11 protein-coding genes are annotated in these 12187 nt (G+C 69.1%); 5 read left to right on the top strand and 6 right to left on the bottom strand.

Annotated elements, in window-relative coordinates:
* Positions 1–623: 623 nt before the first annotated feature.
* The 3 genes from speE to ACYJSS_RS20800 all read right to left on the bottom strand — a co-directional run bounded on the left by speE (position 624) and on the right by ACYJSS_RS20800 (position 3484).
* Positions 624–1472, bottom strand: coding sequence for a polyamine aminopropyltransferase (gene speE, locus ACYJSS_RS20810; RefSeq protein WP_236206409.1), 849 nt, complete (start codon positions 1470–1472; stop codon positions 624–626).
* On the bottom strand, positions 1472–1933 hold the full coding sequence (locus tag ACYJSS_RS20805; protein ID WP_111262524.1) for a DUF3574 domain-containing protein: 462 nt from the start codon (positions 1931–1933) through the stop codon (positions 1472–1474). The genes speE and ACYJSS_RS20805 overlap by 1 nt, the downstream gene beginning before the upstream one ends.
* A 480-nt stretch (positions 1934–2413) precedes the next feature.
* Entirely contained in the window at positions 2414–3484 is a 1071-nt protein-coding gene (locus ACYJSS_RS20800; RefSeq protein ID WP_236206408.1) for a GlxA family transcriptional regulator, read from the bottom strand.
* A gap of 103 nt (positions 3485–3587) precedes the next feature.
* Between ACYJSS_RS20800 and ACYJSS_RS20795 the strand changes: the two genes are divergently transcribed.
* The 3 genes from ACYJSS_RS20795 to ACYJSS_RS20785 all read left to right on the top strand — a co-directional run bounded on the left by ACYJSS_RS20795 (position 3588) and on the right by ACYJSS_RS20785 (position 8181).
* Entirely contained in the window at positions 3588–4583 is a 996-nt protein-coding gene (locus ACYJSS_RS20795) for an ABC transporter substrate-binding protein (RefSeq protein WP_236206407.1), read from the top strand.
* Between the two features lie 61 nt (positions 4584–4644).
* Complete coding sequence (locus ACYJSS_RS20790) at positions 4645–5763, top strand: aryl-sulfate sulfotransferase (RefSeq protein WP_236206406.1); 1119 nt, start codon at positions 4645–4647, stop codon at positions 5761–5763.
* A 93-nt stretch (positions 5764–5856) separates the two neighbouring features.
* Positions 5857–8181, top strand: coding sequence for a TonB-dependent receptor (locus ACYJSS_RS20785; protein WP_373875162.1), 2325 nt, complete (start codon positions 5857–5859; stop codon positions 8179–8181).
* A gap of 354 nt (positions 8182–8535) precedes the next feature.
* On the opposite strand, the gene ACYJSS_RS20780 is transcribed toward ACYJSS_RS20785, so the two are convergent.
* Positions 8536–8889, bottom strand: a complete 354-nt coding sequence (locus ACYJSS_RS20780) for a gamma-glutamylcyclotransferase family protein (protein WP_111262519.1) — start codon at positions 8887–8889, stop codon at positions 8536–8538.
* A complete protein-coding gene (locus ACYJSS_RS20775; RefSeq protein ID WP_236206405.1) occupies positions 8886–9548 on the bottom strand; it encodes a M24 family metallopeptidase in 663 nt (220 codons plus the stop codon). Before ACYJSS_RS20775 ends, ACYJSS_RS20780 begins: the two co-directional genes overlap by 4 nt.
* Before the next feature lie 208 nt (positions 9549–9756).
* On the opposite strand from ACYJSS_RS20775, the gene ACYJSS_RS20770 reads away from it, so the two are divergent.
* Complete coding sequence (locus ACYJSS_RS20770) at positions 9757–10674, top strand: bestrophin family protein (protein ID WP_043242100.1); 918 nt, start codon at positions 9757–9759, stop codon at positions 10672–10674.
* 25 nt (positions 10675–10699) lie between these two features.
* On the opposite strand, the gene ACYJSS_RS20765 is transcribed toward ACYJSS_RS20770, so the two are convergent.
* Positions 10700–11038, bottom strand: coding sequence for a carboxymuconolactone decarboxylase family protein (locus tag ACYJSS_RS20765; RefSeq protein ID WP_021220047.1), 339 nt, complete (start codon positions 11036–11038; stop codon positions 10700–10702).
* A gap of 113 nt (positions 11039–11151) precedes the next feature.
* On the opposite strand from ACYJSS_RS20765, the gene ACYJSS_RS20760 reads away from it, so the two are divergent.
* Entirely contained in the window at positions 11152–12063 is a 912-nt protein-coding gene (locus ACYJSS_RS20760; protein ID WP_236206404.1) for an AraC family transcriptional regulator, read from the top strand.
* Positions 12064–12187: the final 124 nt, after the last annotated feature.

The following is a 12187-nucleotide window of genomic DNA, read 5'->3' as shown; positions in this document are numbered from 1 at the left end:
AGCGGAGTGACCGGCGAGCCCGAAAGGTGGACCGATAGAGCGCGGTCCACCCTACGCCCGGATAATTGCTGTGGCTCTGAAATGATGGGTTTCGCTGCGCTCTACGCCATCCTACGGGGCGTGTTTGCGGGCACATGTCGCAGGCAGACGTAGGGTGGATGACGCTCTTTCCATCCACCACGCGGAGTGGCCGGCGAGCCCGAAAGGTGGACCGATAGAGCGCGGTCCACCCTACGCCCGGATAATCGCTGTGGCTCCGAAATGATGGGTTTCGCTACGCTCTACGCCATCCTACGGGGCGTGTTTGCGGGCACATGTCGCAGGCAGACGTAGGGTGGATGACGCTCTTTTCATCCACCAAGCGGAGTGGCCGGCGAGCCCGAAAGGTGGACCGATAGAGCGCGGTCCACCCTACGCCCAGGTAACCGCTGTGGCTGCGGAATGATGGGTTTCGCTGCGCTCTACGCCATCCTACGAGTCGTGTTTGCGGGCACATGTTGCGGGTAGATGTAGGGTGGATGGCGCTCTTTCCATCCACCACGCGGAGTGGCCGGCGAGCCCGAAAGGTGGGCCGATGAAGCGCGGTCCACCCTACGCCCGGCCTGGCGCCTGCGCGGGGAAATTCACCCCCCGATCAACTCGCGCATGTACTGCGGCAGGGCGAATGCGGCCTGATGCACCTCGGCGTTGTAGTAGCGGGTGCGCAGGCCGCTGGCGGCGAAGCGTTGCTGCAGGGTGGCGAGGTCGGTGGCGCGGGCGCGGTGGCTGTTGCTGGCCCAGCCGAAGCTCATGGCGCCGCCGATGTAGGTGGGCACCGCCGCGAGGAAGAAGCTCCAGTCGGCGAAGGTGGCCGCCAGGTGGCGCGCGGTGCTGCTGAGCTCGTCCGGCTGCAGGAAGGGCACGCCGTTCTGGGTGGCGAGCACGCCGTCGGCGTTCAGGCAGCGCTGGCAGTTGCGGTAGAAGTCGGCGCCGAACAGGCTGCTGGCGGGGCCGCCCGGGTCGGTGGAGTCGCTGATGATCACGTCGAAGCGCTCCTCGGTGGTGGCGACGAAATCCAGCCCGTCGCCGATCACCAGGCGCAGGCGCGGGTCGTCCAGCGCGCCGGCCGAATGCTGCGGCAGGTGCTCGCGGCACAGCGCGATTACCTCGGCGTCGATCTCCACCGCCACGATCTCCTCGATGCCGGCATGGCGCACGATCTCGCGCAGGATGCCGCCGTCCCCGACGCCGATCACCAGCACCCGGCGCACCGCGCCGTGGGCGAGGATCGGCACGTGGGCCAGCGTCTCGTGGTAGATGAATTCGTCGGCCTCGGTGGTCTGCAGCACGCCGTCCAGGGCCATGACGCGGCCGAAGCGGGCGTTGCGGAAGATCACCAGGTGCTGCTGGTCGGTATGGCCTTCATGCAGCAGCTCATCGATGCGCAGTTGCTGGCCGTAGCCCTCGTAGAGGGTTTCCCGGTAGTCGGCCATCAGAACGACACGTCCGCCGGTTGCGACAGGCGCAGCACCGAGAGGTCGCCGGTGATGCGCTTCCAGGCCAGGCGAATGGCCTCGATATCGGCGTCGTGGCGCGGGGTGTCCTCGTGGAGGATGACGATGACCTTGGTGCTCAGGCGCTCGGGCTGCGCCGCGCCCTTGTCGCGCCACTGGCCGTAGGCGTCATAGGCGGTGAAGCCGTCGGGGAAGCGTGCCGTCACCTCCTGGTCGATGAACTCGCGCCAGCGCGCCGGGCTGACGCTGCCCGGTCCACCCTCCAGCGGGCCCACGGAGAAATACAGCTCGGTGCGCAGCCAATGCGCCTGCGCCGGCCGCGAGGCGTCGCCCTGCAGGGTGGAGCTGGTGGGGTTGGTGGTGTGGACCGACGCGGGCGGCGTCGCCGCGCATCCCGCCAGGGCCAGGAGGAGGGCGGGGAACAACAGGCGAGGGGACATGCAGGAATCCTTGTGCGAGCACGCTTCCGGACGTGCGGGGAGGGCTGGGGTACGCACTATAGAGCGCCTCTTTAATTCCCTGAAGGATGCAAAAATTAGATTGATAGATCGTTAGCGCATAACGGTTCGCCGTTACCGCCACGTGCCGCGTAGGGGCGATCGTACGGCGACTGCCGGGGCGACTGTAGGGGCGACTTCAGTCGCCAAGCAGCCCGCAGGGCTGCCCTCCCACGGTGTTCCCCGGGGCACTCCATCGCGAATGAATTCGCTCCGACAGATTCCAGCAAGCGCTTCGCGAGCAGAGCTCGCTCCTACGGGACCTCTGTCCTGGCACTCCTAGGTTGGCGCCTCGCGCAGCGAGGCCTGCCCTGTGGGAGCGGCTTCAGCCGCGAAAGATCTCCCGCAGGCACGTGGCCGCGAGTGGCTGGCCGCTCCTTCGCGAACGAATTCTCTCCCACGGGGTGCTGCCGCTGCCGGCCCCTATTGCGCCAGCTGCTCCAGGGCGATGGCGAGGCGGTTGTCATGGCGGTAGCCGGTCTGGCCCTGGGCGGGGAGGCTGTCGGTCTGTTGCGGGGCACGGGCCTGGGCGCGGTAGGCGAGGGGGCTGGTGCCGAGCTGGCGCTGGAAGCTGCGGCGCATGCGTTCCTCGTTGCCGAAGCCGGTGGTTTCGGCGATGCGCTTGATGGGCTCGGCGCTGGTTTCCAGCAGGCGGCAGGCGGCTTCCAGGCGCAGGGTTTCCACGGCCTGGGCCGGGGTGCCGCCGGTGGCGGCGGCGTAGGCGCGGGCGAAGTGACGGGGGCTCATGCCGACGCGTTCGGCCAGGCGCTCGACGCGCAGGTCGGCATCGAGGTTTTCCGCCATCCAGGCGTGCAGGCGCACCAGGCGCAGGTCACGGTCGCTGCGCAGGGCGTCGCTCTGCGCCTTGAGCGAGGCGCTGAGCTGCGGCTGCTCGGCCGAACGGTGGATGAACAGGGTGAAGTAGCGCGCCAGTGCCAGGGCGGCGTGAGGGCCGAGGTCCTGCTCCAGCAGGGCGAGGCCGAGGTCGATGCCCGCCGAGGCGCCGCCGCAGGTCCACAGGTTGTCGTCGTGCAGGTACAGCGCGTCGCGTTCCACGCGCAGCGCCGGGTAGCCCTGTTGCAGGTCCTCGGCGAACTTCCAGTGGGTCACCACGCGGCGCCCGTCCAGCAGGCCGGCGGCGGCCAGAGCGAAGGCGCCGGTGCCCACCGAGCACAGGCGGCGAGCGTTGGGGGCATGGCGGCGCAGCCAGGCGATGGCGTCGGCATCGGTCTCCAGCCGCGAAACGCCCGGGCCACCGATGACGATCAGCGTGTCGATGTCCGGCACCTCGCGCGCCACCTGCTCCAGCGAGCGGGTGCAGACGTGGATGCCGGAGATGGTCTCGATCTCGCCACCCTCGGGGGAGGCCAGCACCACGCGGTAGGGCGGGTGCTCGGCCAGCTCGCCACCGAGCACCCGGGGCGCGGCGGCGAACACCTCCAGGGGCCCGGCGGCATTCAGCAGCAGGGCACCGGGGAAGGCCAGGACCAGCACGGAGCGGGGCGCCGCGATGGCAGAAAAGGTGGGGTGTTTGACATGGAGGCGAGCGCGGGGCGTCGACATACTGGGGCCAGCCTTGATTCAGAGACCCGCGACGATGCGCCGATTTGTTTCCGCTGCCAAGCACCTGCCCCTGCTCGCCCTGCTGTGCGCCGGGCTGGCCCATGCCGAGCCGTCGCCCCTGGCGGCCCGGCCCGCCACCGAGCTGGCCGGCGCCGAGCTGGAGGTGGGCGACCAGAGCGGCCTGATCCAGGCGCTGCTGGCGGCGGCGGGTGAGGACCGCGACCTGCCGTACCGCCTCGACTGGCACCCCTTCACCGCCGGGCCGGCGCTGATGGAGGCGCTCAATGCCGCCGCCGTGGACGTGGGCGTGGTGGGCAACGCACCGCCGGTGTTCGCCCAGGCCGGTGGCTTCGACGTGCGCATCATCGCCGCCGCCGAAGGCGCGCAGAACAACAACGCGCTGCTGGTACCGGCGGATTCGCCCCTGCACAGCGTCGCCGAGCTCAAGGGCAAGCGCGTCGCCGTGGCCAAGGGGTCCAGCGGCCATTACCTGCTGCTGGCCGCGCTGGCCGGCGCGGGGCTGAAGATCGGTGATATCCAGGTGCTCTACGCCAGCCCCGTGGATGCGCAGAACGCCTTCGCCAGCGGCCGCCTCGACGCCTGGGCGGTGTGGTACCCCTTCGTCGGCCAGGCCACCTCGCGGGGCGCGCGACGCCTGGTGGATGGCAGCCCCTGGCCCGAGACCGGCCTCAACTTCACCGTGGCCAGCCTGGCGGCGCTGAACGATCCGCTGAGGGCCGACCTGCTGGGCGACTTCGTCCAGCGCCTGGCCCGCGCCCAGGCCTGGGCCACTGCCAACCCCGGCCCCTGGGCGGAGCACCTGGCCGGCGTCACCAGCCTGCCACTGCCCCTGGTGCAGGAGATGCTGCAGCAGCAGAGCCTGCGCTACGTGCCCCTGGACGGCCGCGTCAGCGCCCTGCAGCAGCGCCTGGCCGACGCCTTCGCCGAGGCGCGGTTGATCCCCCGGCCGCTGCAGGTGGGCGAGGCCTTCGACGACCGTTACAACCGCCTGCTGCCCAGCGCCCACTGACCCCCAGCCCGATCGCCATGCCGCACCCGCCGGCAGGGCGGCGCTCACCCGGAGAAACCCCATGCCCCCACTCGATTCCACCACCCTGCGCCGCCACGCCACCGGCCTGATCGCCGTCGACCACGAGCGCAGCGCCGGCGGCTACACCCTGTTCGCCCCGCAGACCGCCGGCGGCAAGGTCTTCCTCATCGACATCGACGGCAACGAGGTGCACCGCTGGCAACTGCCCCAGCGCCCCGGCCGCGATGCGGTGCTGCTGGCCAACGGCAACCTCGGCTACAACGGCAACCACCCGGACTCGCCCGAGCTGTTCCCGGGCTGGTCGGTGTGGCACGGCGGCGCCTTCTCCGAGGTGACCCCGGAGGGCGAGGTGGTCTGGCAGCACACCGATCTCGCCCATCACCACGACGCCCAGTGGCTGGCCAACGGCAACCTGCTCTACACCACCGCCGAGCCGTTGCCCAAGGCCATCGCCGCGCGCGTGCTGGGCGGCATTCCCGGCAGCGAGGCGCCGGGCGGGGTGATCTATGGCGACGTGGTCAAGGAAGTCGACCGCACCGGTGCCACCCTCTGGGAATGGCGCAGCTGGGAGCACCTGGCGCCGGAGGACTACCCGCTGCACGACTGCTTCGAGCGCTACCACTGGCCGATGACCAACGCGGTGAGCCCGGGGCGCGACGGCAAGGTGATCCTCAGCCTGCGCAGCGTCTCCTCGGTGATCGCCGTCGAGCGGGCCAGCGGCCGCGTGCTCTGGCGCCTGGGCCACGACATCGTCGCCCAGCAGCATTGCCCCAGCGAGCTGGAGGACGGCCGCGTGCTGGTGTTCGACAACGGCATCTCGCGCCCGCACATCTCCATGCCCCATTCGCGGGTGATCGAGGTCGACCCCATCGCCCAGCGCATCGAATGGCAGTACGCCGACACCCCCGGCTACGCCTTCTTCACCCCCTTCATGGGCGGTGCCCAGCGCCTGGAGAACGGCAACACGCTGATCACCGAGGCCAACTTCGGCCGGCTGTTCGAGGTCACCCGCGAAGGCGCCGTGGTGTGGGAGTACATCAACCCGCATTTCGCCGCCTACCCGGACGCCGCCTCGCGCGCCTACCTGCCGGGCGAGAACAACGCCATCTTCCGCGCGCACCGCTACCCGGCGCGGGACATTCCCTGGCTGCGCGACTGACCGCGCGGCCTCACCCATCCACCCACGACAAGCACCCGATCACGCTTACGCAGACCACGCGCAGCGAGGGTCCACTCATGACCGGAGTCCATGATGACCACGCCCTTCAACCGGCCCCCCTGCGCGTCCGCCCTGCGGATGCTGGCACCCACCCTGATCGCCCTGGCCTGCGCACCGGGCCAGGCCTCGGCGGCCGAGCGCACGCCCGCCGCCACGGCCGATGACACCACCCTGCAAGCGGTGACGGTCAATGCCCGCCGCCGCACCGAGGAGGCGCAGTCGGTGCCGACACCGATGACCGTGCTCTCGGCGCGCACCCTGGAGGAGCAGCGCCTGTACCGCGTGCAGGACCTGCAACAGGCGATGCCCAGCCTCAACGTCGCCTTCATGCATGCGCGGCAGTCGAGCCTGTCCATCCGTGGCCTGGGCAACAACCCGGCCAGCGATGGCCTGGAAGGCAGCGCCGGCATCTACCTGGACAACGTCTACCTGGGGCGCCCGGGGATGGCGGTGTTCGACCTGCTGGACATCGAGCAGCTGGAATTGCTGCGCGGCCCGCAGGGCACGCTGTTCGGCAAGAACACCACCGCCGGCGTGCTCAACATCGGCACGCGCAAGCCCAGCTTCACTGCCGAGGGCGGGGTTTCCAGCTCCATCGGCGAGGACGGCTACGTGCAGAACCAGGGCAGTTTCTCCGGCCCCCTGAGCGAGACCCTGGCCGGGCGCCTGTCGGCCTACCGCACCCGCGAGAACGGTTACGTGGAGAACGAGCACGACGGCCACACCCTGGGCGGCGGCACCCGCCAGGGCTTCCGTGGACAATTGCTGTTCGAGCCCAACGAGGCGTTCAACCTGCGCTGGATCGCCGACTACAACGAAGAGGATTCCAGCGCCGGGACGCGCTCGCTGTTCAGCACCGGGCCGACCATCAACGGCGTCAACCGCTACGAGCAGCGCGCCGCCGCCGTGGGCGCGACCCTGGTGCGCGGGCGCCACGTCAACCTGGACGCCGAGCAGAGCGTGAAGGTGTTCCAGGGCGGCACTTCGCTGGAGGCCAACTGGACGCTGCCCAACGACTTCACCCTGACCTCCATCAGCGCCTACCGCTGGTGGGACTTCACCCCGCGCAACGACGATGAGCTGAATGTGCGGGTGATGGACAACGTCGGCCAGTCCGCCCGCGACAAGCAGTATTCCCAGGAACTGCGCCTGGCATCGCCCACCGGCGGCGCCTTCGACTACGTGCTCGGCGCCTATTACTTCCGCCAGGAAATGCGTAACGAGGTGTTCACGTATTACGGCCCCCTGGCCGACACCTGGAACGGCACGCCGGCCGGTGCGCTCAACGATGTCACCAGCATCGGCAAGGGCTGGATCGATACAGACAGCTTCGCGCTGTTCGCCCAGGGCACCTGGCACCTCACCGAGCGCCTCGATTTCACCGCCGGGGTGCGCGGCACCTACGAGGAGAAGCAGGCGCGGGTCGGGCGCAATGCCCCCGTGGGCGGCGCCGCCGTGAGCGGTGCGGCGGCCTCGGTGCGCAATGCGCGGGTCGGCACCTACGACTCGGGCGACCTGGCGCAGTACAGCTTCAGCCCCTCGGCGCTGCTCAGCCTGGCCTACCGCTTCGACGACCGGGTGCTGGGCTACGCCTCGCTGTCCCATGGCGAGAAATCCGGCGGGGTGAACCTCAGCGTCGCCAGCGCCCCGGTGGCAGGGGCGGATTCGCTGCTGATCGGCACCGAGCGCGCCAACGACGCCGAGCTGGGCATCAAGAGCACGCTGCTGGACAACCGCCTGCAGCTCAACGCCAACCTGTTCTGGACGGTGGTCCACGGCTACCAGGCCAACGCCTACGACGACGCCAACCTCACCAGCTACCTAACCAACGCCGGCAGCGTGCGCAGCCGGGGCGCTGAGTTCGAGGCGACCCTGCGCCCGATTCGCGGGCTGACCCTGAACGCCAACGGCTCGTACAACGACGTGCGCTACCTCGCCTACGAGGACGCTCCCTGCCCGGCGGAAGTGGCCCTGCGCCCCGGCGCACCGGCCTCGTGCGACCTCAGCGGGCACAACGTGGTCGGCGCCTCGAAGTGGATCTTCAACGGCAACGGCACCTACGAATGGCAACTGGAGACGGTGCGCCCGTACCTCAACGCCAGCTACGCCTTCCGCTCCCACGCGGTGGGTACCATCGATGACTCACGCTACGCCCAACTGCCCAGCTACGCGCTGGTCAACCTCGCCACCGGCGTGCGCGGCGACCTGGGGGACGGCCAGTGGGACGTGTCGCTGTGGCTGAAGAACGCCTTCGACAAGACCTACTACACCACCCTGTGGAACTCGCCGAACGGCGCCTACACCGGCGTGCTCGGCACTCCGAGGACGCTGGGGATGACGGCGCGGTACGACTTCTGACCCGGGTAGGGGGATGCGGGGGGGCCGCGTTGCATCGGTCCACCTTGGGTGCCTCCCGGCGGCACCGATTGGTGGATGAAAAGAGCGCCATCCACCCTGCGGTGCCGCACTTGTAGGATGGGTAGAGCGCAGCGAAACCCATCATTTCGACGGCACAACGGTCATCTGGGCGTAGGGTGGACCACGCTTCACCGGTCCACCGTTCGTGCTCGCCGGCCACTCCGCTGGAGGATGAAAAGAGCGTCATCCACCCTACGCAAGGTCAAACTCCGTGCAGCGCGCAGCATGGGTTTCGCTCGGCTCTACCCATCCTACGGCTGCATTTGGGGCTGCATGCATGGATGGGCGGGCGGCTCAAGCCTTCACATACACCCAGGCCGGGGTGCCGGACTTGAGCGTCACCCGTACACGCTTGTAGTCGTCGACCTCGTAATCATCGGCAGCCGCCAGTTCCCGGGCGGTGATGAGCAATACGGTGCCCGCCACCTCGCTGGCTGGGTCGTCGCTGGGCTGGACGATAGGGTGGTGGGTCTTGCCGCTGCTGCGCAGCACGTCCGGGTCGGTGATCTCCACCCAGTCCTGGCGATAGCCGGGCATGGCGTCGGCCTGGCCTTGCAGCTCGCGGCCGAAGTTGGCCAGCTGCACGGCCTTGTCCTGCAGGGTGCCGTAGGAGAACAGCAACTCGGTGGCGTCGGTGTGGTCGGTCATGCCAACAGGTCCTCATGAAACGCCCCGAAGGGCCGCTGCGGGTGGGCCAGCTGGATTTCCAGGATCCACAGGCCGACGTTGGGGCAAGCGGCGAAGTCGCCCAGGTCGCCCGCGCGGTAGATGGCGTGGGGGAAGTCGCTGACGCGGTGGCCCTTGATGTCCAGGTTGAGCATCCAGCCCATGGCCTCGGCCTGTTCGGCGGCGTAGCGGTACAGCTCCTGGCCGGCCACGTGTTCTTCGCGCCAGTAGCGCTCGACCTGGTCGAAGAGCGTCTTGCAGGCGGCGGCGCAGGCCAGCATCTCGGGGTCATTGCCGGTGGTGAAGGTGGCGCCGGCGTCGCCTTCATGGCCGTCCCACACCGCGCCCAGGTCGATGAAATAGATGTCGTGCTCGCCGAGTCGCAGGTCGCCGTCGGAGCGCTGCTTGAAGGTCTTCAGGGTGTTGGCGCCGAAGCGGACCAGCAGCGGGTGCCAGATGCGCTGCATGCCCAGCTCGGTGAGCACCTGCTTGCCGAGGGCGGTGGCCTCGGATTCCAGCATGCCGGGGCGAATCAGCGCCGAAAGCTGTTCGATGGCGCGCCAGGTCATGCTCTGCGCGTACTTCATGGCGTCCAGGCTGTAGAGCTCGCCCACGGCTTCCTTCGCTGCTGATGCAGTCATTCTTGCCCTCCAAGGCTGTATCGGCACGGTACCGAAGCGCAGTATTGAATTTTATACAGCGATGCCGATCAATGCTCAGTTGCGAACGGCCGGAGCGGTACACTTTGCGTTGCCCGCACCTCGGGTGCTGCTGTGCGTCGCAGGCCAAACGGGGTCGCCAGGCTCTATAGTTGCGCCCATCCCCGCCGTACCTGCCGAGCCCTATCCGATGATCACGCGCCCCCAGAATCCTTCGATCCCGGTCCTGCTGTTCTCCCTCAAGGGGTCGATCATCCCGGCCATCTGGCGCAAGGTGCTGTTCACCGTGCTGATCAGCTCGGTGGTGGTGGCCACCCACGGCACGCTCTATCACTACAAGGTGATCCTCACCGCCACGCCCTTCACCCTCTGGGGGCTGACCCTGGCGATCTTCCTCGGCTTCAGGAATACCGTGGCCTACCAGCGCTTCTGGGAGGCGCGCACGCTGTGGGGCGAGCTGCTGATCGTCACCCGCAACCTGACCCGCCAGCTGCTGAGCCTGACCCCGGCCATGGCGCCAACCGAGCGCCGCCGGCTGGTGGATGCGCTGGCCGCCTTCAGCCATGCGTTGCGCGACCACCTGCGTGGCGGTGGCGATGGTGCCGACGTGCAGCGCCTGCTGGACGAGCCCACCCGCGCGCAACTGGCCGGCAAGGGCAACGTGCCCAGCGCGCTGCTGGGCCTGATCGGCCAGCGGGTGATGGCGGCGAGCCGCGAAGCGGGGGCGGGGGAGATGGTCCAGGCCACCCTCGACGAGCAACTGACCCGGTTGTCCTATGTGCTGGGCGGCTGCGAGCGCATCAAGAACACGCCCATCCCCTATCCCTACATCCTCATGCTGCACCGCATCGTTCACGTGTACTGCTTCCTGCTGCCGTTCTGCCTGGTGGACGCCATCGGCTGGTTCACGCCCTTCGCGGTCTGCGTGCTGGCGTACACCTTCTTCGGCCTGGACGCCCTGGGCGACCAGATCTCCGACCCCTTCGACACCCAGCCCAACGACCTGCCGCTGAATGCCATGTGCCGCAACATCGAGATCACGGTGCTGGAGTTACTGGACGAGCCGGCGCCCGAGCCGGAGCAGCCGATCAAGGGCGTGCTGCTCTGACTCCGGCGTCGTTCAGCTACCGGCCTCAGGCCGTCTGCTCGAAGGCCTCCAGGGCACGCAGCGAGTAGATGTAGGCGGCGCCGGCGTTGAGCGAGATGGCGGTGGCCAGGGCCTGGGCCAGTTCGGCCTCGGTGGCGCCGGCTTTGCGCGCGGCCTCGGCATGCACGCCGATGCAGCCGTCGCAGCGGGTGGTGATGGCCACGGCCATGGCGATCAGTTCGCGGGTCTTGGCGTCGAGCGCGTCGCCATCGCTGGCGGCGGCACCCAGGGCCTGGTAGGCGGCGAGCATCTTGGGATGGGACTTGCCGAGCTTGCCGAAGGCTTTCTTCACGGCGGGAACGTAGTCGGACCAGTTGAACAGCATGATGGCTTCTCCTAGCTTTGCACGGGGCCGGTAATCGGCCGGTGAGGAGAGTTTCCCGCTGGCGCGCTCCCGGCGTTTTGCATTCCTGCCCATCCCTTTGCCGAAACGTCCCAATGCATGCATTCGACCACTTGATCGACCTGGCCAACCTGCGTGGCGTGCTGGACCTGCGCTGCCAGCTGCACGGCAACTGGGCCCTGGACCACCCACGCCTGCCGGCGGGCCAGGCCAGCTACCACATCCTGCTGCGCGGCGAGTGCCGCCTGGAACTCGCCGGCCAGCCGCCCCGACGCCTGCGCGCGGGTGAGATCCTGCTGCTGCCGCGCAGCGATTCCCACCTGCTGCAGGCAGACCAGCCGGGACGCTTGCGCACCGCGACACCCCCGCACGAGGAGCCCGGGCGCATCCCGCTGCTGCGCATCGGCCAGGGCGGGGAGGGCTTCGAGATGCTCTGCGGGCGCATCCACTACAGCCCGCGCGCGACCCTGCTGGAGGCCTTGCCCGATGTGCTGGTGGTGCAGGCCGGCGGCGCCCCGGAGGGGCGCCTGGCTGCGGTGGTGGAGCTGATGCGGCTGGAGGCCGAGGGCGAGGAGGTGGCCAACCAGGTGATGGTCGACGGGCTCTCGGTGATCCTCTTCACCCTGGTGATGCGCGCCTACCTGCAAGCGCGCCAGGACCTGCCGGGCATCTTCGCCCTGCTGCGCGACCGGCGCCTGGGCAAGGCGGCGCTGGCGCTGCTGGCGGACCTCTCGCGAGCGTGGACGGTGGAGGCGCTGGCGGCCGAGGCGAACATGTCGCGCTCCAGCTTCATGCGCAGCTTCACCCAGCTCGCCGGCACCCCGCCGGCCACCCTGGTGACGCGCCTGCGCCTGGAGCGCGCGCAGCAATTGCTGCAAGGCACGGCGATGAGCATCGGCGCCATCGCGCTGGACGTCGGCTACCCCAGCCAGGCGTCCTTCAGCCGCGTGTTCCGCCAGCACCTGGGCGAGTCGCCGGCGGGGTACAGGCAGCGCGGTCGCGGGTAATGGGCCAGGGATTGGCGGGGGCTCCTCCGTAGGAGCGGCTTCAGCCGCCAAAGGCCGCTCGCCGGCCTTCGGCTGTGGCTGCAACTTCGCTTCGTTTCACGACGACTGCGATCGGGTCTACCCC

It is taken from the genome of Pseudomonas sp. No.21 (assembly GCF_054558415.1).
The sequence above is the reverse complement of the archived record's forward strand: the minus strand, read 5'-3'. Positions and strand labels throughout refer to the sequence as shown.

Bases quoted from the DNA above. Each gene is read 5' to 3' on its own strand.
- speE (WP_236206409.1), bottom strand. From the start codon at position 1,472: ATGGCCGACTACCGGGAAACCCTCTACGAGGGCTACGGCCAGCAACTG.
- ACYJSS_RS20765 (WP_021220047.1), bottom strand. From the start codon at position 11,038: ATGCTGTTCAACTGGTCCGACTACGTTCCCGCCGTGAAGAAAGCCTTC.
- ACYJSS_RS20780 (WP_111262519.1), bottom strand. From the start codon at position 8,889: ATGACCGACCACACCGACGCCACCGAGTTGCTGTTCTCCTACGGCACC.
- ACYJSS_RS20785 (WP_373875162.1), top strand. From the start codon at position 5,857: ATGACCACGCCCTTCAACCGGCCCCCCTGCGCGTCCGCCCTGCGGATG.
- ACYJSS_RS20760 (WP_236206404.1), top strand. From the start codon at position 11,152: ATGCATGCATTCGACCACTTGATCGACCTGGCCAACCTGCGTGGCGTG.
- ACYJSS_RS20805 (WP_111262524.1), bottom strand. From the start codon at position 1,933: ATGTCCCCTCGCCTGTTGTTCCCCGCCCTCCTCCTGGCCCTGGCGGGA.
- ACYJSS_RS20795 (WP_236206407.1), top strand. From the start codon at position 3,588: ATGCGCCGATTTGTTTCCGCTGCCAAGCACCTGCCCCTGCTCGCCCTG.
- ACYJSS_RS20770 (WP_043242100.1), top strand. From the start codon at position 9,757: ATGATCACGCGCCCCCAGAATCCTTCGATCCCGGTCCTGCTGTTCTCC.
- ACYJSS_RS20775 (WP_236206405.1), bottom strand. From the start codon at position 9,548: ATGACTGCATCAGCAGCGAAGGAAGCCGTGGGCGAGCTCTACAGCCTG.
- ACYJSS_RS20790 (WP_236206406.1), top strand. From the start codon at position 4,645: ATGCCCCCACTCGATTCCACCACCCTGCGCCGCCACGCCACCGGCCTG.